Here is a 21,749-nt window from a genome sequence, read left to right on the forward strand (position 1 = left end):
GACGGTGACCTGCGGGGTGGGTGCGGTGATCTGGCGGGTGGGGGGGGCCGTAGGCTTCGTGGGGGCGAGCCCGGGCTGCGGTCCGGGTCGGGGCCCCGGGGGGCCCCCCGCCGTGGGGGGGGCCCCGCCCGTTTCGGGGGTCCGGGGGTCAGCAGCCAGGGTCGGCGGAGAGGACGGCCTGGGTCTTGGGACCGTAGAAGCCGTTCTCGCCCTTGATCCGGTTCTCGCGCTGGTAGCTGCTGAGCACCGATTTGGTCCAGTCGTCGAAGGTGCCGGAGATGATCGACTTGTCGACGAATCCGCATTCGGCGGCGTAGAGGCGCTGCTGCATGTCCCGGACGTCGGGCCCGACCATCCCGACCTGCAGCACCCGCGGGGTGGGCGTCGGGGTCGGGGTGGGCGTCGGCGTCGGGGTGGGGGTCGGCGTGGGAGTCGGGGTGGGCGTCGGCGTCGGAGTGGGGGTCGGCGTCGGAGTGGCCGTCTTCGTCGGCGTCGGCTTGCGGCTGGGCGTCGCCGACGGGCTCGGCGCCTCACTGGTCGGCGCCGGCGTGGTCGCGGTGGGGACCGCCGAGGGGGCCGGGTCCACCGGCGCGGGCGCCAGGGTGGTGGTCGGCAGCGGCTTCGCCTGCTTGGCGTCCGGCTCGGAGGAGGGCGTCACGGCGTACGCGACGCCGATGGTGAGCGCCACCAGCGCGGCGCCGACGCCGACGAGCAGCCCCTTGCGCTCGGTCAGCGGGTTCCTGGCGGCCTGGTCGGCCGCCCGGCGCGCGGCCCGTCCGCCGGTGTCCGGCGCGTCGGGCCCGGCGGGGGCGTTGTCGAAGGGGAACAGGCCGATCTCGTGTCCGGCCCCGTACTCGGCCTCGTGTCCGGCCCCGTACCCGTTGCCGCCGTACCCGTTTTCGTACCCGTTGCCGTGCCCGCCGGCGTGCTGTCCGGGGGCCTGCGGCGGCCCGGCCGCGTACGCGCCCGGCCCGGGGGCCGGCACCGGGGGCAGCACCGTGGTCGCATAGGCGTCGGCGTCCGGGCGGAGCGGGGGCTGCCCGGCGTGGACCGGCGGCAGCACCGTGGTCGCGTAGGCGTCCGCGTCCGGCCCGAGCGGCGCGGTGACCGGCTTGCCCGGAGCGAACGGCTGCCCCGGTGCGGTGGGCGGCAGCACGGTGGTCGCGAACGGGTCCACGGTCGGGGCGTGCGCCGGGGCCTCCTCGGCCACCTGGTCGGCGGTCTGCGGGACGTACGGGCGGACCAGCGGCGGGCCCTCGATGTGGGGGAGGACGGCGGTCTCGGTGAGGCTCGGGTCCGGGACACAGCCGCACCCGGCTGAGCGTGCGGTGCCGCACGTCGGGCAGTGCTGGTCCGGCATCGGCCGGTCCTCCTCGGTTTCGGGTCGTACTCGTGTGCGGTTCCGGTGGCGTCCGGGCGGGGCCCGGGCGCACGATCGCGCCTGATTATGCAGGACTGCCCGGAGGGTGGACAGGGGCGTCCGACCCGCCGCGGGGGTGTTGTGCCGGTTGGTGCCGGTTGGCCCCTCCGAGAACGTCCCGAGACCGCTCCGACACCGCCCCGAGACCGCCCCGGAGATCGCCTCCGGGGAACGCCCCGGGCGCCGTGGACGTCCCCGGTGCTTACGTTCGGCTCAATCCGGAGGAACAAAACGGGGCGAATCTGCCAGCATGGTGAGCTGGGAGTGATCATCCGCACGGGCAGCCAGCCGGGGCCCGCGACCCCACGGAGACGCCATGCCCACGGAGACGCCATGACGGATCCGCCCGCCGCGTCCGACCGGAGCCCGGCGGGCGAGCCCGGCCCGCCGACGGCCGCCGTCCCCAACCTCTGGGTGCCGATCGGCGCGCTGCTGCTGGCGATGCTCCTCGCCGCCCTCGACCAGACCATCGTCTCCACGGCGCTGCCCACCATCGTCAGCGACCTCGGCGGACTCGACCACCTCTCCTGGGTGGTCACCGCCTACATGCTGGCCGCCACCGCCGCGACCCCGCTCTGGGGCAAGCTCGGCGACATGTACGGCCGGAAGCGCTTCTTCCAGGCCTCCATCGTGATCTTCCTGCTCGGTTCGGTCCTGTGCGGGATCGCGCAGGACATGGGCGAGCTGATCGCCTTCCGGGCGCTGCAGGGGCTGGGCGGCGGCGGGCTGATGGTGCTCTCCCAGGCGATCGTCGGCGACCTCGTCCCACCCCGGGACCGCGGCCGCTACCAGGGCCTGTTCGGTGCCGTGTTCGGCGTCACCAGTGTGCTCGGGCCGCTGCTCGGCGGACTGTTCGTGGACCACCTCAGCTGGCGCTGGGTCTTCTACGTCAACCTGCCGATCGGCGTCGTCGCCCTGGTGGTGATCGCCGCGGTGCTGCACGGGCGGGAGGTGCGGCGCGAGCACCGCATCGACTACCTCGGCACCGCCCTGATCGCCGCCGTCGCCACCTGCCTGGTGCTGATGACCTCGCTCGGCGGCACCACCTGGGCCTGGAGCTCCTGGCAGATCGTCGGCCTCGGCGTGCTCGGGCTGGTGCTGCTGGTCGCCTTCGTCGAGGTCGAGCGGACGGCGGTGGAGCCGGTCCTGCCGCTGCGGCTGTTCCGCTCGCGGACCTTCAGCCTGGTCGCGGTGATCTCCTTCGTGGTCGGCTTCGCGATGTTCGGCGCGCTCACCTACCTGCCGACCTACCTGCAGGTGGTCATGCAGGTCTCGCCCACCATGTCCGGCATCCACATGCTGCCGATGGTCCTGGGCATGCTGGTCACCTCGATCGGCTCCGGCCAGGTCGTCGCCCGCACCGGCCACTACCGGGCGTTCCCGATCGCCGGAACGGCCGTCACGACCGTCGGGCTGCTGCTGCTCTCCCGGCTCGACGAGCACAGCAGCACCGCCGAGACGAGCTTCTACTTCCTCGTCTTCGGCCTCGGGCTGGGCCTGGTGATGCAGGTCCTGGTGCTGATCGTGCAGAACTCGGTCGGCTACGAGGACCTCGGCGTGGCCACCGCGGGCGCGACCTTCTTCCGCTCCATCGGGGCCTCCTTCGGCGTCTCCATCTTCGGGACGGTCTTCGCCAGCGGGCTGCGGGACCGCCTCGCCGACGCCCTGGCGGGGGTGCCGCTGCCACCCGGCCTCCAGCCCGAGGCGGTCACCACCGACCCCAGGGTCATCCCCCGGCTGCCCGCCGACGCCCAGGCGGCGGTCTACCACGCGTACGCCGAGTCGATCACCCGCGTCTTCCTGTACGCGGTGCCCGTCGCGGCGGTCGCCTTCGTACTGTCGCTCTTCCTGCGCGAGCAGAAGCTGCGGTCCACCGTCACCGCACCGGACCTGAGCGAGTCCATCGGGCTGAACCCGGTGGAGCGCAGCTCCCTCGACGAGATCGCCCGCGCGCTGTCCGTGCTGAGCACCCGTGAGGCCCGGCGCGACCTCTTCCGGCGGATCACCGCCACCGCCGGGCTGGACCTGCTGCCCGCCTCCAGTTGGCTGCTCCTGCAGATGCACCAGCACGGCTCGGTCGAGCCGGCCGAACTGGCCGAGCGGCGGATCGTGCCGATCGCCGTCGTCGAGGCGGCCGTCCGGGAGGTGGAGGGCCGGGGGCTGGCCGCGCGGTCCGGCGGGCTGCCGCTGCGGCTCACCGAGTCGGGGGAGGAGGTCGCGCTGCGGCTGGTCGCCGCCCGGCGCACCCAACTCGCCGACCTGCTGGAGGACTGGGACGAGCAGCAGTACGCCGACCTCGCCGAGCTGCTGACCAGGCTCAGCTCCGCCCTCTGTGCCGACCTGCGGGACCGGCCCGATCCGGTCGGGCCGCAGCCGCCGTACCAGGGTGAGGGGCGGTCGTTCTGACCGCGGCCGGGTGGGGCCGCGTCCCGGGCCCGCTGTCCAGGTGGACGGTGCGCATCCGGATCCGGCGCTTCCGCAGGCTCACGGCGAGCCGAACCAGCGCGGGGTGTCGAGGCGGAACGGGTCGCCGGGCGCGAGTCGGCGCAGGCCGTCCTCCAGGCGCCGGAGCTCCTCCTCGCCGAGGGTGGCGGACCACTCGGCGCGCAGCTCGTCGAAGATCCGGGCCGAGCGGGCGAGGCAGTCCACACCCCGGTCGGTGAGCCGGACCACCTTGCGGCGGGCGTCGGCCGGGTCGCTGCCGCGCTCGACGTAGCCGAGCTGTTCCAGATTCTCGACGGTCTTGCCCGCCGCCTGCTTGGAGACGCCGAGGCGGCGGCCGAGTTCGACGGCGGTGGTGCCGTGCGGGCCGATCGCCTGGAAGACGAAGCCGTGCATCGGGCGGAGGTCCGGATGTCCCTCGCGGGCGATCCGCTCGTGCAGCTCGTCGATGATCGTCCGGAAGGCGAGGAGCAGGCGCAGCGGCAGCTCGAAGCCGGGCGGGGCGGGTTCACTTGACACGATAGACAACCTCATTGACCATATAGACAACTTCATTGTCCATATTAGGGGGTTCCTTCGTCATGCCCGTCATCCGCCTCTCCGACGCCCGCCGCTCCGAGACCCCGAACGCCGTCATGACCACCTTCGCCTCGCCCACCCAGGGCTCGACGTCGCTGGCGCTGTGGCGGGTCGAGATGCGACCCGGCACCCAGGGCCCGCTGCACGCCATGGACGCCGAGCAGATCTGGACCTTCCTCTCCGGGGCCGCCACGGTGGAACTCGCGGGCGAAACCGGCGTGTTGGCCGCCGGCGACACCCTCGTCCTCCCCGCCGGCGAGGCCCGCCGGATCACCACCGACGAGGGCTTCACCGCCGTCGTCGCCTCCACCTCGCCCTCCCGTGCCTACAACCCCGACGCCGTCACCCCCGACGGCGCCTGCGCCATGGCCCCGCGCGACGCCGAGCGCGTCCTCCCGGCATGGATCGCCTGAGTGGCGGGAGGCGGGCCCGCCCGGTGTGAGGTGTAGGAGACTGCTGGCAGTGACCGAGCCGGCGGCCGCATGCGGGGCCCCGGCGGACCAGTAAGGAGCGGCATGTCCGTCGTCAAGATCAACGTGCTGACGGTGCCGGCCGAGCAGCGCGAGGTGCTGGAGCAGCGCTTCGCCTCGCGGGCCGGCGCGGTGGAGAACTCGGACGGCTTCGAGTGGTTCGAGCTGCTCCGCCCGGTCGAGGGCACCGAGCAGTACCTGGTCTACACCCGCTGGCGCAGCGAGGAGGACTTCAAGGCGTGGATGGAGGGCCCGATGAAGTCGGCCCACCAGGGCGGCGGTGAGGGCGAGGCCCCGAAGCGGCCGGCCGCCTCCGGCTCCACGCTGTGGTCCTTCGAGGTCGTCCAGTCGGCCGGGCCCAAGGGGGCCTGAGTCGGTACCTGCCGGCGGTGGTCGGTAGTCGGTAGTTCGTCCTTCGGGCCCTTCCCCTGGTGGGGGAGGGCCCGAAGTGCTTTCCGACTGCCCGCGGTGGTGGCGGGGTGGGCGGTTGCCGGCTGCCGGGGCCCCGATTCGCCGTAGTGCGGGAAGGGTTGGGGCTGGGGTCACTTGATCTGGGTGGCGGCCCATTCGGCCCAGTCGCGGCGCATGGCGTTGAAGCGCAGGCCGTACTCCAGGGCGATCCGGCCGTGGACGGAGAGGCCGTCCTCGCCCCAGTCGATGGTGTCGGCCAGGGCGGCGAGGTCGGCGTGTTCGCGGGCGGAGAGGTCGGCCAGGCCGGTGAGGTAGTCGCGGGCCTGGCCGGGGGTGAGGACGCCGAGGAAGAAGACCCTGAGCAGGATGTCGCTGCGGGTGTTGCGCTGGGGCGTGGTCTCGGTGAGCCAGTGCCGCAGTTCGGCGAGGCCCTCCGGGGCGAGCGTGTACTCCTTTCGGCCGCGCGGGCCCTCCGCCGCGACGCTGATGAGTCCGGCGTCGGCGAGCTTGGACAGCTCCGTGTAGATCTGGCTCTGGGTGGCGGGCCAGACGGTTGCCAGGGACGTGTCGAAGGTCTTGAGCAGGTCGTATCCACTGGCCTGGCGGTCGGACAGCAGGCCGAGGAGGGCGTGTCGGAGGCTCATGTCGACCATCCTACATTCCACTGTTGACATGTCAGGCATGGAACTTCTACTTTTGACATGTCGAAACTGGAATGTCGAGGGGGACCTCCGCAATGTCGTACGTACGCTCGTTCCTTCCGTGGATCGTGTTCGCCGTCCTGCCGTCCGCGCAGTGGCAGTGGGCCGCACTGGCCGGCCTGGCGGTGGCGGTTGCGCTCATCGCCCAGCAACGCAAGAGCGGGGCGGGGTTCGACGCGCTGATCATCGAACTCGGCTCGGCCGCCTACTTCGCCGCCCTGGCGGCGGTCGCCTTCGCGGACCACGACTCAGCCGTCCACGACTACTCCGCGGCGCTCTCCTCGGGCACCCTGGCGCTGATCGCCGCCGTCTCGCTGCTCATCGGCAAGCCCTTCACCCTGGGCATCGCCAAGCGGACCACGCCCCGTGAGGTGTGGGGCCTCAAGCCCTTCGTCCGCACCAACACCGTGATCACCGCCGTGTGGGCCGCGGCCTTCGTGGCCACCGCCGCCGTCCTCGCGGTCATGGCCCACGCCGGCCAGGGCCACTCGACGGCCGCCACGGTCGTCCAGGCCGCCGGGTTCGCCCTCCCGATGGTGTTCACCACCCGCTACGTCGCCGCGGTGCAGGCCAAGGCCGGTGCCCGGTGAGCACCGCGAGCCTCCCCGGGGCCACGAGCACCCCGCGCCACCTCGCGGGCAACTACGCGCCGGTCACCGAGGAACTGACGGCGTACGACGTGGACGTCACCGGGAGCGTCCCGCCCGAGCTGTCCGGCTGGTACCTGCGCAACGGCCCCAACCCGGCCGACGCCGCCTCCGGTCACTGGTTCTTCGGAGACGGCATGGTCCACGGCGTCCGCCTGGAGGACGGGCGGGCCGTCTCGTACCGCAACCGCTGGGTCCGCACCACCAGCCTCACCGACGGCGCCCGCCCCTACGACGAGTCCGGCCACCGCGACCTCACCGCCGGACCGGCCAACACCCACGTCGTCCGGCACGCCGGCCGCACCCTCGCCCTCGTCGAAACGGCCCTGCCCTACGAACTGACCGGGGGCCTGGACACCGTCGGCCCGTACGACTTCGGCGGACGGCTGCGCACCGCGATGACCGCCCACCCCAAGGCCTGCCCCGACACCGGCGAGCTGCACTTCTTCGGCTGCGCCGCCGTCGAGGAGCCCTACCTCACCTACCACCGGGCCGACGCCGACGGCGAGTTGGTGATCAGCCGGCCGATCGAGGTGCCCGGGCCGACGATGATGCACGACTTCGCCCTCACCACCGGGCACGTCGTCCTGCTGGACCTGCCGGTGGTCCTCGACCTCGGCCTGGTCGGCCGCACCATGCCCTACCGCTGGGACGACGGCTACGGCGCCCGGCTCGGCCTGCTGCGCCGGGACGACCCGTACGGGCCGGTGCGCTGGTTCGACCTCGACCCCTGCTACGTGTTCCACGTCCTCAACGCCCACGACGCGCCCGACGGGACGGTGGTGGTGCACGCCATGCGCTACCCCGAGCTGTGGCGGCGGACCGCGGACGGCGCGGTGGACGGCGCCCGGCAGGCCGTCCTGTGGAAGTGGACGGTCGACCCGCGCACCGGCACGGTCACCGAGGAGCAGTGCGACGACCGGCCGGGGGAGTTCCCCCGGATCGACGACCGGCTCGTCGGCCACCGCGCCGACTTCGGCCACGTGACCTGCGGCGACGCACTGGTCCGCTACGACCTGCGCACCGGCGCCTCGACCGCGCACGAGTTCGGCCCCGGCCGCACCCCGGGCGAGGCCGTGTTCGTCCCGGTGGGGACGGGAACGCCGGTCGGCCCGGGCGCCGGTTCAGCCGGTTCACCCGGATGGCTCATGACGTACGTTCATGACGCCCGCACCGACCGCAGTGACCTCGTCGTCCTGGACGCCGACGACCTCGCCGTCCCGCCGGTCGCCACCGTGCACCTCCCGGCCCGGGTGCCGTTCGGCTTCCACGGCAACTGGCTCGCCGACGCCCCGGCCTGAGGGGGCGGGGACGGGTCAGGCTGAGGTCGCGCTCAGGGCGGGCAGGCTCATGACGCGGGCTCATGCCGCTGCGGGCCCATGAGGCAGGCTCATGGCGACGCGGGCCCATGACACAGGCTCATGGCGTTGCGCGCCCATGAGGCGGGCTCATGGCGCCGGGGGCTCATGCCGAGACTGCGTACAGGACCTCGCGCAGGCCGGGTACGGTCTCGCGGTCGGCCCGCCAGACGAGGCGCAGGTGCAGCGGCGGGGGATCGAGCGGGAGGCGCACCAGGGTGCCGGCGGCGAGCTGGTCGTGGACGGCGAACTCGGGCAGCAGCGCGATGCCGAGGCCCTGTTCGGCGCAGGCGCGGGTGACGGCGACGCCGCCGGTGCGGACGCGGTCGAGGTCGTGGCCGAGCAGTCGCTCGCCGGCCAGGTGGAAGGAGCAGGCGGGGGTGTTGACCAGGAGGCGCCGACCGCGCAGGCTCTCGCGGGTGAGGGCGGTGGCGTCGGCGAGCGGGTCGGTGGGGGCGGCGACCAGGGCCAGCGGGACGTCCTGCAGGTCGACGTGGTCGAGCGGGGCCGGCGGCAGGTAGAAGCCGAGTTCGCCGAGCGGCCCGGCGGTGTCCAGGATCAGTGCCGCCTCCAGCGCCCCGGCCGCGACCCCGCCGAGCAGGCCGTCCCGGGCGGTGTCGGTGTGCAGGGATATCTCCAGGTCGGGCCGGCGCTCGGCGAGCCGGGCCAGGACGGCGGGCACGTGGGTGGCCGCGATGGTCTCCAGCGCGCCGAGCCGCAGCCGGGCGCGGGCGGCGACCACCTCCCGCCGCGCCTGTTCGGCCTGGTCCAGCAGCCTCCGGGACCACGGCAGCAGCCGCTCCCCGGCCGACGTGAGGGTCATGCCGCGCGGTGCCCGTTCGAACAACTCGGTGTCCAGACTCCGCTCCAGCGTGCGGATCTGCTCCGAGACGGAGGACGGGGCGAGCCCGAGCGCCACGGCCGCGCCGGTGACGGTGCGGTGGGCGACGACGGCCTCGAAGACGCGCAACTGACGTAGTTCCACTGGTTTCCCCTGGACTCCCCGGCTTCCGGACGCCTTGCTCCCGGTGCTGCGGGACAGCGTACGGGTGGGTGTGCGGAGTTGTACCGCGGCGTGCGCGGAGTCGCACCGGGGCGTTCGGAAAATCCGAACGCCGCATGCGGTTCCGGCGGTCGAGCGGACGGGGGTGGCGCGGCCAGGGTGGGGGCGCTTCCGCTCGTCGATCAGGAGAACCCCGATGACCTCCCCCGTCCCTCCCGTCGCCCCTGCGACGCCGGCCGCGCGTGCGACGCCGGCCGTGCCCGCGACGCCGGCCGTGCCCGCGACGCCGGCCACGGCGGCCCGCTCGCGCGCCCTGCTCGGCATCGCCCTCGGCTACTTCATGGTGCTGCTCGACACCACCGTGCTCTCCGTCGCAGAACCCGATCTGGCTGCCTCGCTGGGCAGTTCGACCGCCGGACTGCAGTGGGCCGTCACCGGCTACAGCGTCGCCTTCGGGGCACTGCTGCTGTCGGCCGGGGCGGCCGCCGACCGCTACGGCGCCCACCGGGCCTTCCGCTTCGGCATCGCCGCCTTCGGTGCGGGCTCGCTGCTCAGCGCGTGCGCGCCGGACATCCCGACGTTGGTGCTGCTGCGCGCCCTGCTGGGCGTCGCGGCGGCGGCCTGCGTCCCGGCGAGCATGGCGCTGATCACCCGTCTCCACCCGGAGCCGGCGGAGCGGGCGCGCGCCGTCGCCGTGTGGGCGGCGGTCAGCGGCTGCGCGATGGCCTTCGGGCCGATGGTCGGCGGTGCGCTGGTCGACCTCGCCGGGTGGCGGGCGGTGTTCCTGGTGAACGTCCCGCTGGCGGTGCTGGTGCTGGCCCTGGTGGCCGGACGGGCCGTGCACTGCCCGCGCGGCGAACGGCGCATCGACTGGCCGGCCCAGCTGGCCGCCTGCGCGACGCTCGCGCTGTTCACGGACGCGCTGATCGCGCTCGGCGACTCCGGGTGGTCGCACGCGGCGTGGTCCGGGGCGGCTGCGGCAGTGGCCCTGGTGGCCTTCGTACGGCGCGAGCGGCGCAGCCCGGCGCCCGTCCTCCCGACGGACGTGCTGCGGGCCCAAGGCACGGGGGCGGTGCTGCTGGCGGGCGGCGTGGTCAACTTCGCCCTGCTGGGCGTGCTGTTCGTACTGCCGCTGCTGCTGCAGCAGGAGCTGCGGCTGTCCCCGACGCTGGCCGGGGTGGCGTTCCTGCCGATGACGCTGCCCCCGGGCTTCAACCCGCTGCTCACCGGGCGGATCGTCGCCAGGGTCGGCCCGTGGCGGCCGGTGCTGGGCGGGCTGGCACTGCTGACGGCGGGCTGCGCGGTCCTCGCGTTGGCGGTGTCGCTCGGCACGCCGTACCCGCTGCTGGCCGTGGGGCTGCTGCTGGCGGGCTTCGGGGTCTCCTTCGCGCTGCCCGCGCTGGTCACCGCCGTCGTCACGACCGCGCCGGAGGGCCGTGCGGGTGCGGCGGGCGGCCTGCTCAACGCCGTCCGGCAGGTCGGTGCGACGCTGGGCGTGGCGGTGACGGGCGCGTTCGTCGGCGGGGGCGCCGCCGTCGGCGGGGGCGGCGCGGTCGCGGTGGCGATGCTGCTTCCGGCGCTGGCGTGCGGGGCGGCGGCGCTCGCGGTGCTGCGCAGCCGCGCCCGGTGAGTCGGTGGCCCGGGGGCCCGCAGGGCCGGAGTCCCCGAGCCCCCGAGAATCAGAGGCTCACCGCCGTTTCCCGTTCCATGTGCGTCAGCTTCTCCGGGTTCCGCACCGCGTAGATGCCGGTGATCCGCCCCTCGTCGAGCCGCATGGCCACCACCAGGTCGATCTCCCCGTCGACCCGCAGGATCAGCGCCGGGTGCCCGTTGACCTGGGTCGACTCGGCCGTCGCCACCGGGCCCCACAGCGCCACGCCCCTGGCGAGCAGCCGGGCCACCTGCTCGGCCCCGACGGTGGGCCGCGGCATGGCCGTCTTGATGCCGCCGCCGTCGCTCATGTGGACGACGTCCGGTGCGAGGAGGTCGAGGAGGTTCTGGAGGTCGCCCGTCTCGACCGCCCGCTGGAAGGCCGCGATCGCGGCCCGTGCCTGGTCCGCCGAGACGTTGCCGCGCGGACGGCGTGCCGCCACGTGCGCCCGCGCCCGGTGGGCGATCTGGCGGACCGTGGCCGGCGTCTTGCCGACGGCCTCCGCGATCTCGTCGTAGCCGAGGGCGAACACCTCGCGCAGCACGAACACCGCCCGCTCGGTCGGTGTCAGCGTCTCCAGGACCATCATCATCGCCATCGAGATGCTGTCGGCCAGTTCGACCTGGTCGGCCACGTCGGGCGAGGTGAGCAGCGGCTCGGGCAGCCACGGGCCGACGTACGACTCCTTGCGCCGGCCGAGCGTGCGCAGCCGTCCGAGCGCCTGCCGGGTGGTGATCCGGACCAGGTACGCGCGGTGGTCGCGGACGGTGTCGAGGTCGACGCCCGCCCAGCGCAGCCAGGTCTCCTGCAAGACGTCCTCCGCGTCCACCGCCGAGCCGAGCATCTCGTAGGCGACGGTGAACAGCAGGTTGCGGTGGGCGACGAACGCCTCGGTGGCCGGATCGGGACGGCGGCCGTCCTCGCTGTTCATGGTCTCTCCCTCTGGTGCCTCGGTGCCGCTGGTGCTTCTGGTTCGGCTGCGCCTCCCACAGGACGCCGGACCCCGCCGGTCCGTGACACGGCACGCCGTGTGACCTGCGCCACGCCGGCCAGGTGTCACGGCTCCCGGCCCGTCGGCATCTCCATGCCGACGAGCACACGGCAGGAGGCCGAGATGAGGACGATTCCCGAGATGAAGGTCGTCGTGGTGGGCGCCGGGTACGCGGGGATGCTCGCGGCCAACCGGGTCGCCAGGAAGGTGAAAGAAGCCGCCGAGGTGACGGTGGTCAACCCCCGCCCCGACTTCGTGGAACGCGTACGGCTGCACCAGCAGGTCGCCGGGACGGCCGTCGCCGCGACGCCCATCGCGTCGATGCTGCGCAACGGGGCCGTGCTGAAGGTCGGCGCCGTCGACCGGATCGGCGACGGCTGCGTCGTCCTCGACGGCGGCACGCGCCTCGACTTCGACTGGGCGTTCCTCGCCGTCGGCAGCACGGTGCGGCCGCTGCCGGGCACCGTCCCGGTGGGTACCTGGGAGGGCGCGGAGTGGGCCCGTGTCGCGCTCGCCGCGCTGGCGGCCGGCCGCACGGTGACGGTGGTCGGCGGTGGTGCCACGGGGATCGAGACGGCCGCCGAGGTGGCCTGGGCGAGGCCGGACCTGAAGGTGCGGATCGTCGGGCCGGCGGTCGGCGACACCTTCACCGACCGGGCGAACGAGAAGGTCCGGGCCGGGCTGGAGCGGCTGCGGGTCGAGATCGTGGACGACAGTGCGACGGAGGTCGGCGACGGTGCCGTGCACCTGCGGTCGGGCCTGTCGCTGCTCTCCGACCTCACCCTGTGGGCGATCGTGTCCGGCGTCCCCGACCTCGCGACCCGCAGCGGCCTCACCGTCGACGGGGACGGGCGCGCGGTCGTGGAGGCGTCGCTGCGCAGTGTCGACGACGAACGGATCTTCGCCGTCGGCGACTGCGCCGCCGTCCCCGGCGCCCGCTTCGCCTGCGCCCTCGCCGGCCCGCAGGCCGCCCACGCCGTCGACAACGTGGCGCGCCTGATCACCGGCCGTGCCCCCGTGTCGTACACCCCGCGCTACGTCGCCCGGGCCGTCACCCTCGGCCGCGACAACGCCGTCGGCCAGTTCACCCGTCGCGACGACACCCTCCGGCGGGTGCACGTCAGCGGCCGCACCGGGGTCGTGATCAAGGAGCTCGCCTCCCGCGGCGGCAAGTACGGCGCCCGCACGGGGACGGGTGGCTGACTCCTTGCCCTGCCGGCTCAGGCCGACGGCGTGAGGAGGATCCACACGTGCCCGAACGGGTCGCGGAGCATCGACTGCCGGGCGCCGTACGGCATGTCGGCCGGCGGGGAGAGGAGTTCGGCGCCCGCGGCCGCCGCCTGCTCCGTCAGCGCGTCCACGTCGGGGACGTACACGTGCAGGATGACGGACGGCACGCCGGTGCCGGGCGGCGCGAACGGCGCCTCGGCGTCCCCGAGCATGAGCGTCGCGCCGTGCACCTGGATCTCGGCGTGCACGATCCGGCCGCCCTCGCCGTCGAGCCGGAACAGCTCGGAGGCGTCGAACGCGGCACCGTAGAAGTCGATGGCGGCGGCGGCGCCGTCGACGACGATGTGCGGGATGACGGCCTGCCTGTGGTGCTCGGGAATCTCCATGCCGAGCACGGTAGGCCGGTGACGGTCGGTCGGGCATCGGGCGCAGGGCCCTCCGGTCCTACGCTTCGAGGCGGAGGACCGGAGGACCGCAGGGCCTGAGACCTGAAGGCCTGCAAGTTCTACAGGCGTCGGGAGCCGTACAGGGCGGACGGCGCTCCGGTGGCCAGCGCCCAGTAGCGGTCCCCGTACGACCAGTGCCACCACTCGGTGGGGTAGTTGACCAGCCCGGCGCCGGTCAGGACCGCGCTGAGCAGCCGCCGGTTGGCCCGCGCCTCGGCGCCGATGCCGTCGGCGTCGGTGTAGCAGGCCCCGGCGCTCTCCTCCGGACTGGCGTTGACCCTGGTGCCGAGGTCGAGTTCGTGGCCGTCGGCGTCGACGAGGGTGAGGTCGACGGCGGCGCCCGCGCTGTGCGGCGCTATCTCCGGCGGCGACACGTAGCGGCTGGCAGCCGACCTGACCCGGTCGTCCGGCCAGCCGGGGTTCGCGGCCCGCAACTCGTTGGCGTACTCGTCGAAGTAGCGGCTCTGGAGTTCCGGCGGCCGGTAGCCCTCCACGAACAGCAGCCGCAGTCCGTCCGGCAACCGCGACTGGGCGTCGAGCAGCCGGTCGAGGACGGCGGCCCGCAGGTGCGTGAACGCGCCGGTGCCGTCCTGCTTGCGCTCGTCGACGAGCAGGCCGCTGCCGCCCCGCACGTCCAGGAGTCGTTCACCGCACTCCCGGACCGCGACGGCGGACACCTTCGGGTCGGACATGAGGACGATCTCGCTCAACTGTGCCTCCCTGACTGACGATCGGGGTGCTTCCCGCCGTTCGGCCGGACCTCCCGTGGATCACTACCAATAACATGATCATTCGACACCATTGGAGATTCACATGCCCGTTGTCATCGCCACGATCAGGACCAAGCCCGGCCGGCGCGACGAAGTCCTCGCCGCGTTCGAGAAGCACATCCCCGCCGTCCACGCCGAGGACGGCTGCGAGCTCTACGCCGTCCACGCCGGCCCCGACCGCGTCACCGTGGTCGAGAAGTGGGCCGACCAGGCCGCCCTGGACGCCCACAGCGCGGGCGACACCCTGGTCGCTATCGCCGCCGCCATCACCGACGCGCTCGCCGAGCCCCTCGACGTCGCGGTCATGGACCCCTACCCCGCCGGCGACGAGGCCAAGGGCCTGCTCTGACCCTCGCAACGTCCTGTGACCGGTCGATGATGGCCTTCGCGCAGTGGACCGCGTGGTCGGCTGACGGGGTACTCCGGGAGCGCGCCCCGGGCTCGCAGGCCCGGGGCGCGCTGAAGGGCGTGCTCTTGTGCCACCCGAATCGGTGACTTCGGACATTCGGAAACGCGGCATTCAGTGGGTTATGAAGGAGTCGTTCCGCAGACGTAATACGGTGCGGCACTCGGGTACCACGCCGAGGCGCCCGCAGCGTTGTACGCGCGAACCCGGAAGCACTTGTACGTAGCCGGAGTCACGTGCCAGTTGTCCGCTGTCGCGTTTGCGCCGGCAAGGCGGAACGAGATTCCGTCGGTGATCTCGAATCCGGTTTCGTTATTCGAATTGTCCTGCCATGTGAGGAGAAACGTGTTGTTTGCCGTCGGAGTAACCCTGAGGTTCGACGGCGCCGCCGGGACTGACTGTGCCGATGCCGATCCGGCGGAGATCGTGGCAGTCGCAATCGTCACTGCTGCTGCCAGCATGAGATAGATTCTTCCACTGTTCTTCGGACGCATGGCCCTAATCCCTCAGGTGTCTGCCCATGCTGTCGGCTCCATCACGCACAGTGCGTAACGCTCGCCCGGTTCAAGGATTCTGACTCCATGGAGTCACCATGGCTGTGCGTCGGAACTGTTTTGTGTCGAGCCAGGATCTCGGATCTTCCAGAGCCATATTCGACTACTTTCAGGACACCACAGAATTGCGGTTTTGGGCAGGGCCTTGCCCGGACGCCCCGCCGACTCTGAGGCGGCAGCCGCTCGGATGCCCCTTCAGGGCGCCCGGAGTCCTTCGGGGCCTCTCTGGAGCGAAGATGCCGTTCGGCGTGCTGCATGACGCCCCGCTGCCCGTCGAGGCTTCCGGAACTCAGTGTGCCGCAGCCACCTGGGCGTCGTGTTCGGAGGGTGAGCGGGGTGGTGCGCGCGGGGTGGGGTGAGCGTGCGCCCCCCGAACGGGTGATGGGAGTCAAGGTTTGACGTCGCGTCAGGCCGCTAGGGTGAACACTGCGCAATGAGAGAGCCCCGGCGGTGCTGGAACACCCCGGGGAATGGCACCAGGAGCCAGGAGCCTCCCTAATGCAGATTCATCGTATCCCCCGGCATGCCCCCGGGTACACGATCCTCGACAACGGCCACGTCATCCGCAAGCACTCGCTGAGTTGGGCGGCGCGCGGCCTCCTGGGCTACCTGCTCAGCCTGCCGGACGGCGCCCGCGAAGACGTCCGCACCCTCGCGGCGAAGAGTGTGGAGGGTCGGACGACGGTGGCGCGGGCGCTGCGCGAGTTGGAGGCGGCGGGGCACTACGTGCGGCGGACGCACCGCGATCCGGTGACGGGGCAGGTCCGGACGGTGGTGTCCGTTCATGAGGAGCCACTGGTGGGGAAGGCGGTTCACACGATTCCGCCGCCGCTTCCCGCACCTCCGGCCGCCGGGGTGCCCGGAACCGGGGCGGTGGGCGGCGGGAAGGCGGGAAGCCCGTCCAAGGAACCCAAGGTCAAGGAAGCGGAACGACCTTCCGTCCGTCCCCCCGAGAAGGTGACGGCCGGGATGTCGCTGCTGCTCGACCTCGGGCGCCGGGAGCCCCGGATGGCGCTGGCGGGGAAGCCGCTGTCCGATCAGGCCGCGCGGGTGGAGGGGTTGCTCGCGGGTGGCTGGACGCACGAGGCGTTGACCGGGATCCTGTCCGCCCCTTTGCCGGAACGGGTCACCCGCAGCGTGGGGGCGATCCTCGCGGCACGGATCGCGGCGGTGCCGACCGTTCCGGCAGCACGTGTCGCGGCGATGCCGACCGTTCCGGCGCCACGCGTGGCAGCCGACGGGCCGCGCCGGCACGAGTGCCCCGGGCGGGACGGGATGTGCGGGCGGCCGGTCGGGTTCGCCGGGCAGCGGTGCGGCCGGTGCTCACCAGGTGAGGAAGTCGGGCAACTCGTCGGTGGGTGGCAGCGGCGCGTCTGCGGGTAGCGGGCGGATCTGGACGTAGGCGTGCTCGAACTGCGAGTACGAGAAGCCGTCGAGCCCCGGCGCGACGACCAGGACGTTGCCTCCCCGGCGCCAGATCCGGTACCGCCAGCGGTGCCCCTCGTGCGTGACGTCGTGGTCGGGCGGGCCGAGCAGTTCCGTGAAGTGGCCGGCCACGGCGTCCAGTCGGGCGTCGAAGGCCCCGGCCGGCGGGTCGACGACGCTCCGCCAGCCGGGCTGCTCCGCCCAGAAGTCCTCCGTCCACGCCCCGTCGGGGTGGATCCAGTACTCGTACGCGAACGGCATGGCGAGGCGGTCGTCCCCGTACACCAGGTGCCCGGCGGGCGTGTACGCCTTCTCGTTGAGGTCGCCGAGGTAGTCGCCGGTGGAGCGCCAGCCGGCGTCCACCATGGCCTTCTCGGTGATCTCCGGGTCCTCCCAGTCGAGCTCCGCCATCCCGGCGATCCGGGCGGCCAGTTCGGGCGTGACCGGGCACGCCGCGACGATCCAGGGCGACTCGTCCTCGTGCTCGCCCTCGTCCTCGTGCTCGTCGGACACTCGGGGACTCCGTTCTGCTGCGGTGTACGGGGACGTTCACCCTACAAACGGACGGCCTCAGAGCGTGTCGCGGACCTCGATGAAGCCGCGGTCCACCACGAACCGCTGGTTGGGGTTGGTGGCGCCGCAGCCGTAGAGGAACACGGTGTCGCCGTTGGTGCGGTACGAGCCGACGTCCACGCACATCTCCTCGCCGCTGCCGGCGGTCCGCTGCAGGACGAGCGCGCCGCGGCGCAGCAGCCAGGTCTGGTTGGCGCGTGCGGCCTGGGAGTTCTCGCAGGCCCAGATGCGGACGACGTCGCCGTTGGTGCCGGTGTAGTCGGCGTCGAGGCACATCTCCTGCGCCGTGCCGACGGTGTCGGCGACCTTCACCCTCCCGTCGTCCAGGACGAAGCGCTGGTTGGTGTTCTCCAGGCAGTCCCAGACCCGGACGTTGTCGGCGTTGAAGCGGGTGCCGCCGACGTCCAGGCACTTGGCGGTCGACGTCCGGGGCGGGGTGGCGACGTTGAGGGTGCCGTCCGTGATGGTGTACTCGGTGCTGCTCCCCGGGTTGGTGTAGCGGAACGAGCCGTTGCCGCGCGGGAGGGTGGTGCCGGCCGGGGCGTACGGGTCGACGGTGACCTGCGGGGAGAAGCGGAAGTAGCCGTTGGCCGGCCAGCCGCTGTTGCCGCCGTTGCGGCCGTAGCCCTCGCAGGTGAGGGTCCGGTTGCCGTTGCCGAGGGCGCATCCCCGCAGGCCGACGTTGTTGGGGCCCCAGGTCGTGCCGTCGCTGCTGTACTCGGTCGGGACGGTGGACTGCGCGGGGAAGGTGGTGTTGCCCGGGGCGGTGAAGACGGCGGTCATGCCGGAGGGCGGGAGCAGGCCGGCGCCGCCGGTGTTCTGGTACGTCCACGGGACGGCGCCCGTGCGGCCGGGCGCGATGGTGGCGGTGGTGGGGACGTCGCGGCCGATGAAGGTGACGGCGGCGGCGGGGGAGGCGAGGGCCGTGGCGAGGGTGAGGGAGAGTGCGGCCACGGTCGCCGTGCGGGTGAGGGTTCGGATCACGGTGGTGATGATCGTGGACGAACCGGTGCGGCGGAGGTGTACGGCGCGCGCGGGGAAAGGCGGTTCACCCTTCCGGCGGCCGGAAGGCGACGGGTGCGTCGAAGGCGGCCCGGCGGGTGGCGCGGCGCAGGGCGCGCAGCACGGGCGTGCCGAGGGTGAGGCACAGGACGACGGTCAGCGCGGCCCGCGGGAGGTCCCAACCCAGCGACGTGGTCAGGCAGTAGGCGGCGAAGCGGACCAGGTTGGCGCTCACCGGGTCGCCCGGGACGAAGGAGATGGAGCCCGCCAGCCCGCCGACGTACGGCCAGCCCTGCAGGTTCATGACGGTGCCGTACGCCACGGCCGACACCGCGCCGTACCCCGCCAGCAGCAGGAGTTCGCGGCGCCCGCGCAACCGGGAGGCCCCCGGCAGCAGCCCGGCGCCGAGGCAGACCCAGCCCATCGCCAGCATCTGGAACGGCAGCCAGGGGCCGACCCCGCCGGTGAGCAGGGCGGAGGCGAACATCGACAACGAGCCGAGGACGAAGCCGAATCCGGGCCCGAGCACCCGTCCGGACAGCACCATCAGGAAGAACATCGGTTCCAGGCCCGCCGTGCCCGCGCCGAGCGGGCGCAGCGCCGCGCCCGTCGCGGCGAGGACGCCCAGCAGTGCCACGGACTTGGCGTCCAGCCCGGGGGCGCCGCCGCCCGCCGACCGGCCTTCGGAGATCTGTGCGACGACGACGGCGAGCAGGAGCGGGAGGAGGAGGGCGAACAGCCAGGGCGCGTCGGTGGAGTGGCCGACCAGCGCGGACTTGGTGGAGGCGAGCAGCGGCCAGCCGAAGGCGGCGACGCCGACCAGCGAGGTCAGGGCGAGGACCGCGACCGACCGGCGACCGAGGGGGACGGGACGGTTCATGCGCCGAGCGCCTCCGCGACCTGCCGCACGGTGAGCCACGGCCCCGGCGCGAGCACCTTGGCGACCTGCGGGGCGAAGGCGGGGGAGGAGACCACGACCTCCGCCGTCGGCCCGTCCGCGACGATCTCGCCCTCGGCGAGGATCACCGTGCGGTGCGCGAGTTCGGCGGCCAGCTCGACGTCGTGCGTGGCCAGCAGCACGGCGTGCCCCTCGGTGGCGAGGTCGCGCAGGATCTCCACCAGCCGGGCCTTGGCGGCGTAGTCCAGGCCGCGGGTCGGCTCGTCGAGCAGCAGCAGCGGGGGCCGGGCGGTGAGCACGACGGCGAGTGCGAGGGTGAGCCGCTGGCCTTCGGAGAGGTCGCGCGGGTGGGCGGTGTCGGCGATGCCGGGCAGGAGGCGCTCCACCAGGGCGCGGCAGGTGCCCGTGGCGGCGCCGGCGTCGGTGTCCGCCGCCGCGCACTCGGCGGCGACCGACTCGCCGTACAGCAGGTCGCGCGGGTCCTGCGGGACGAGGCCGACCTTGCGGATCAGTTCGGCGGGGCGGGTGCGGTGCGGGGCGCGGCCGCCGACCTCGACCTTGCCGGAGGCGGGGGCGTGCAGGCCGACCAGGCTGCCCAGCAGGGTGGACTTGCCGGCGCCGTTGCGGCCCATCAGGGCGGTGATCTCGCCGGGCCGCAGGGCCAGGTCGACTCCGCGCAGCGCCTGGACGGGGCCGCGCCGGACGGCGAGGCGGTCGGCGACGGCGACGGGCCCGGCGACGGCGACGGGCTCACCGGCGGGGGTGGGCAGGCCGACGGCGACGGGCTCGCCGGCGGGGCCCGGCACGTCGGCGGGTGCGCGGCCGTCCAGCTCGGCGCGCAGCGCCGCCGTCTTGCGCCGCGCGTCGCGCACCGACAGCGGCAGCGGCCGCCAGCCCGCGAGCCGGCCGAGGCCGACGACGGGCGGGTGCACCGGCGAGTGCGCCATCACCTCGGCCGGTTCGCCCAGCACCGGGGGCGCGCCCGGGGTCAGCAGCAGCACCTGGTCGGCGTACTGGACGACCCGCTCCAGCCGGTGCTCGGCCATCAGCACGGTGGTGCCGAGGTCGTGCACCAGCCGCTGCAGGACGGCCAGCACCTCCTCGGCCGCGCCGGGGTCGAGCGCCGAGGTCGGCTCGTCCAGGACCAGCACCCGGGGGTGCACGGTGAGCACCGAGCCGATCGCGACGCGCTGCTGCTGGCCGCCGGAGAGGGAGCCGAGCGCGCGGTCGCGCAGGTCGGCGAGGCCGAGCAGGTCGAGGGTCTCCTCGACCCGGCGGCGCATCACGTCGGCGGGCAGGCCCAGCGACTCCATGCCGTAGGCGAGTTCGTCCTCCACGGTGTCGGCGACGAAGTGCGCGGCCGGGTCCTGCCCCACCGTGCCGACGAGGTCGGCGAGTTCGCGCGGCCGGTGCTCGCGGGTGTCCCGGCCGCCGACGGTGACCCGGCCGTGCAGCACACCGCCGGTGAAGTGCGGGACCAGGCCGCTGACCGTCCCCAGCAGGGTCGACTTGCCGGAGCCCGACGGGCCCACCAGCAGGCAGAGTTCGCCCTCGGGGACGGTGAGGTCGACGCCTTCCAGGACGGGGGCGGCGGACTCCTCGTACCGGACGGAGACCTGCTCGAAGGTGATCACGATGCCCTCCGGGGCGGGGTCGGGGCGGCGAACGCCGGTACCAGGCCGAGCAGCACGGTCAGGACGGCGGCCAGCGGCAGCGCGGGGACGGTCGGCGGGACGACGGTGGGGGCGAAGGCGGCCGGGTCCCGGGTGGCCAGGTAGGCGGTGAGGGCCGCGACGGCGGCGCCGGAGCCGGCGGTCAGCCACTCGGGCAGCACCCAGGGGTCGGGCCGGTAGCGGGTCCTGACGGACCGTCGGCTGCCGAGCAGCAGTCCGGCGAAGGCGGCGGCGGTGCCGAGCGCCAGCACGGGCAGCGCCCAGCCGGCGCCGCCGGCGGTCAGCAGCCCGTACGCGGCCAGGCAGACGCCGAGCAGTCCGGTCAGGGTGAGCGCCGCCGTCGCCCGGGCGAGCCGGCGCGGGACGTCGGCGGTACGGCCGAAGCCCCGGGTGTCCATCGCGGCGGCCAGGGCGACGGACCGCTCCAACGCGCCCTCCAGCACCGGCAGTCCGACGCTGAGCACGGCGGCGACGCCCTTGTCCGTACGGCCGCGCAGCCGTCGTGCGGCGCGCAGCCGGCGGACGTCCGCGACCAGGTTCGGCGCGAAGGTCATCGCCACCACCACCGCCACGCCCGCCTCGTACAGCGCGCCGGGCAGGGTGCGCAGCAGCCGGGCCGGGCTGGCCAGGGAGTTGGCGGCGCCCACGCAGACCAGCAGGGTGGCCAGGCGCAGCCCGTCGTACAGCGCGGCGAGCAGGCCCTCGACGGTCACCCGGCCGCCGATCCGCACGCCCTGCGCCCAGACGGGCAGCGGCACTTCGGGCAGCGTGAACAGCACGTGGGTGCCGGGGATCGGCGAGCCCAGGAAGACGGCGAACACCAGCCGGATGCCGAGCACCAGCAGGCCCAGCCGCAGGAACGCCCCGTACGACCGTGACCAGGGCGCGTCGCCGCGCCGGGCCGCCACCACGTACCCGGCGACGGCGCAGAGCAGCAGCAGGATCGCCGGGTTGGTGGTGCGGGTGGCCGCCGCGCCCAGCCCGAGTGCCCACAACCACCAGGCGCCGGGGTGCAGTTGGCGGGGGCCGGTGGGCGGCCGGGTGCTGCGGGCGGTGCTGCTCACGGAGACGTTCCTGGATCGGGTGCGGCCTGGGCGGG

The 21,749-nt window shown here is 73.7% G+C and carries 21 protein-coding genes; 9 read left to right on the forward strand and 12 right to left on the reverse strand.

Features of this window, described 5'->3' with window-relative positions; genetic code table 11:
- Positions 1 to 148: 148 nt before the first annotated feature.
- The gene (locus ACIRST_RS12750) at positions 149 to 1,360 is read right to left on the reverse strand and encodes a peptidoglycan-binding protein (protein ID WP_402802233.1); all 1,212 of its coding nucleotides are present in this window, start codon (positions 1,358 to 1,360) and stop codon (positions 149 to 151) included.
- Between the two features lie 393 nt (positions 1,361 to 1,753).
- Between ACIRST_RS12750 and ACIRST_RS12755 the strand changes: the two genes are divergently transcribed.
- Positions 1,754 to 3,826, forward strand: coding sequence for an MFS transporter (locus tag ACIRST_RS12755; protein WP_402802235.1), 2,073 nt, complete (start codon positions 1,754 to 1,756; stop codon positions 3,824 to 3,826).
- A gap of 78 nt (positions 3,827 to 3,904) precedes the next feature.
- Here ACIRST_RS12755 and ACIRST_RS12760 read toward each other — a convergent pair whose 3' ends face one another.
- Entirely contained in the window at positions 3,905 to 4,381 is a 477-nt protein-coding gene (locus ACIRST_RS12760; RefSeq protein ID WP_402802237.1) for a MarR family winged helix-turn-helix transcriptional regulator, read from the reverse strand.
- A gap of 62 nt (positions 4,382 to 4,443) precedes the next feature.
- Here ACIRST_RS12760 and ACIRST_RS12765 point away from each other — a divergent pair, with 62 nt between their 5' ends.
- Together ACIRST_RS12765 and ACIRST_RS12770 are read left to right on the forward strand one after the other, a co-directional pair.
- Positions 4,444 to 4,854: a cupin domain-containing protein gene (locus ACIRST_RS12765; protein WP_402802239.1), complete on the forward strand. Its 411-nt coding sequence runs from the start codon at positions 4,444 to 4,446 to the stop codon at positions 4,852 to 4,854.
- Between the two features lie 102 nt (positions 4,855 to 4,956).
- Complete coding sequence (locus ACIRST_RS12770; protein WP_350523238.1) at positions 4,957 to 5,283, forward strand: antibiotic biosynthesis monooxygenase; 327 nt, start codon at positions 4,957 to 4,959, stop codon at positions 5,281 to 5,283.
- Between the two features lie 170 nt (positions 5,284 to 5,453).
- On the opposite strand, the gene ACIRST_RS12775 is transcribed toward ACIRST_RS12770, so the two are convergent.
- Positions 5,454 to 5,966 (reverse strand): PadR family transcriptional regulator, encoded by a 513-nt coding sequence (locus tag ACIRST_RS12775; protein ID WP_350523239.1) that lies wholly within the window; start codon positions 5,964 to 5,966, stop codon positions 5,454 to 5,456.
- 92 nt (positions 5,967 to 6,058) lie between these two features.
- Between ACIRST_RS12775 and ACIRST_RS12780 the strand changes: the two genes are divergently transcribed.
- Entirely contained in the window at positions 6,059 to 6,613 is a 555-nt protein-coding gene (locus tag ACIRST_RS12780; RefSeq protein WP_402802242.1) for a hypothetical protein, read from the forward strand.
- On the forward strand, positions 6,610 to 7,971 hold the full coding sequence (locus ACIRST_RS12785; RefSeq protein ID WP_402802244.1) for a carotenoid oxygenase family protein: 1,362 nt from the start codon (positions 6,610 to 6,612) through the stop codon (positions 7,969 to 7,971). Before ACIRST_RS12780 ends, ACIRST_RS12785 begins: the two co-directional genes overlap by 4 nt.
- 163 nt (positions 7,972 to 8,134) lie before the next feature.
- Here ACIRST_RS12785 and ACIRST_RS12790 read toward each other — a convergent pair whose 3' ends face one another.
- Positions 8,135 to 9,013, reverse strand: coding sequence for a LysR family transcriptional regulator (locus ACIRST_RS12790; protein WP_396550927.1), 879 nt, complete (start codon positions 9,011 to 9,013; stop codon positions 8,135 to 8,137).
- 214 nt (positions 9,014 to 9,227) lie between these two features.
- Between ACIRST_RS12790 and ACIRST_RS12795 the strand changes: the two genes are divergently transcribed.
- Positions 9,228 to 10,661 (forward strand): MFS transporter, encoded by a 1,434-nt coding sequence (locus ACIRST_RS12795; RefSeq protein WP_402802246.1) that lies wholly within the window; start codon positions 9,228 to 9,230, stop codon positions 10,659 to 10,661.
- A gap of 49 nt (positions 10,662 to 10,710) precedes the next feature.
- Here ACIRST_RS12795 and ACIRST_RS12800 read toward each other — a convergent pair whose 3' ends face one another.
- Positions 10,711 to 11,613: an RNA polymerase sigma-70 factor gene (locus ACIRST_RS12800; protein ID WP_402802248.1), complete on the reverse strand. Its 903-nt coding sequence runs from the start codon at positions 11,611 to 11,613 to the stop codon at positions 10,711 to 10,713.
- Positions 11,614 to 11,796: 183 nt separating this feature from the next.
- Here ACIRST_RS12800 and ACIRST_RS12805 point away from each other — a divergent pair, with 183 nt between their 5' ends.
- A complete protein-coding gene (locus ACIRST_RS12805) occupies positions 11,797 to 12,876 on the forward strand; it encodes an NAD(P)/FAD-dependent oxidoreductase (RefSeq protein WP_402802250.1) in 1,080 nt (359 codons plus the stop codon).
- Between the two features lie 17 nt (positions 12,877 to 12,893).
- On the opposite strand, the gene ACIRST_RS12810 is transcribed toward ACIRST_RS12805, so the two are convergent.
- Both ACIRST_RS12810 and ACIRST_RS12815 read right to left on the reverse strand, forming a co-directional pair.
- A complete protein-coding gene (locus ACIRST_RS12810; protein WP_402802252.1) occupies positions 12,894 to 13,289 on the reverse strand; it encodes a VOC family protein in 396 nt (131 codons plus the stop codon).
- A gap of 119 nt (positions 13,290 to 13,408) precedes the next feature.
- Positions 13,409 to 14,059: a M15 family metallopeptidase gene (locus ACIRST_RS12815; protein WP_402802253.1), complete on the reverse strand. Its 651-nt coding sequence runs from the start codon at positions 14,057 to 14,059 to the stop codon at positions 13,409 to 13,411.
- Positions 14,060 to 14,162: 103 nt separating this feature from the next.
- Here ACIRST_RS12815 and ACIRST_RS12820 point away from each other — a divergent pair, with 103 nt between their 5' ends.
- Both ACIRST_RS12820 and ACIRST_RS12825 read left to right on the forward strand, forming a co-directional pair.
- Positions 14,163 to 14,468 carry a putative quinol monooxygenase gene (locus ACIRST_RS12820; RefSeq protein WP_402802254.1) on the forward strand — a complete coding sequence of 102 codons (306 nt, stop codon included), beginning with the start codon at positions 14,163 to 14,165 and terminating at the stop codon, positions 14,466 to 14,468.
- 1,061 nt (positions 14,469 to 15,529) lie between these two features.
- On the forward strand, positions 15,530 to 16,462 hold the full coding sequence (locus tag ACIRST_RS12825; RefSeq protein ID WP_402802255.1) for a helix-turn-helix domain-containing protein: 933 nt from the start codon (positions 15,530 to 15,532) through the stop codon (positions 16,460 to 16,462).
- On the opposite strand, the gene ACIRST_RS12830 is transcribed toward ACIRST_RS12825, so the two are convergent.
- The 5 genes from ACIRST_RS12830 to ACIRST_RS12850 all read right to left on the reverse strand — a co-directional run bounded on the left by ACIRST_RS12830 (position 16,403) and on the right by ACIRST_RS12850 (position 21,714).
- Positions 16,403 to 17,017: a hypothetical protein gene (locus tag ACIRST_RS12830; RefSeq protein WP_350523250.1), complete on the reverse strand. Its 615-nt coding sequence runs from the start codon at positions 17,015 to 17,017 to the stop codon at positions 16,403 to 16,405. The two genes, ACIRST_RS12825 and ACIRST_RS12830, sit on opposite strands and share 60 nt — an antisense overlap.
- 57 nt (positions 17,018 to 17,074) lie before the next feature.
- The gene (locus ACIRST_RS12835; protein WP_350523251.1) at positions 17,075 to 18,061 is read right to left on the reverse strand and encodes an RICIN domain-containing protein; all 987 of its coding nucleotides are present in this window, start codon (positions 18,059 to 18,061) and stop codon (positions 17,075 to 17,077) included.
- Positions 18,062 to 18,125: 64 nt separating this feature from the next.
- The gene (locus ACIRST_RS12840; protein ID WP_402802258.1) at positions 18,126 to 18,959 is read right to left on the reverse strand and encodes an ECF transporter S component; all 834 of its coding nucleotides are present in this window, start codon (positions 18,957 to 18,959) and stop codon (positions 18,126 to 18,128) included.
- Positions 18,956 to 20,611: an ABC transporter ATP-binding protein gene (locus tag ACIRST_RS12845; RefSeq protein ID WP_402802260.1), complete on the reverse strand. Its 1,656-nt coding sequence runs from the start codon at positions 20,609 to 20,611 to the stop codon at positions 18,956 to 18,958. The genes ACIRST_RS12840 and ACIRST_RS12845 overlap by 4 nt, the downstream gene beginning before the upstream one ends.
- Complete coding sequence (locus tag ACIRST_RS12850; RefSeq protein WP_402802262.1) at positions 20,608 to 21,714, reverse strand: CbiQ family ECF transporter T component; 1,107 nt, start codon at positions 21,712 to 21,714, stop codon at positions 20,608 to 20,610. The genes ACIRST_RS12845 and ACIRST_RS12850 overlap by 4 nt, the downstream gene beginning before the upstream one ends.
- Positions 21,715 to 21,749 lie beyond the last annotated feature (35 nt).

The organism is Kitasatospora sp. NPDC101447 (genome assembly GCF_044767225.1).
GTDB lineage: Bacteria > Actinomycetota > Actinomycetes > Streptomycetales > Streptomycetaceae > Kitasatospora.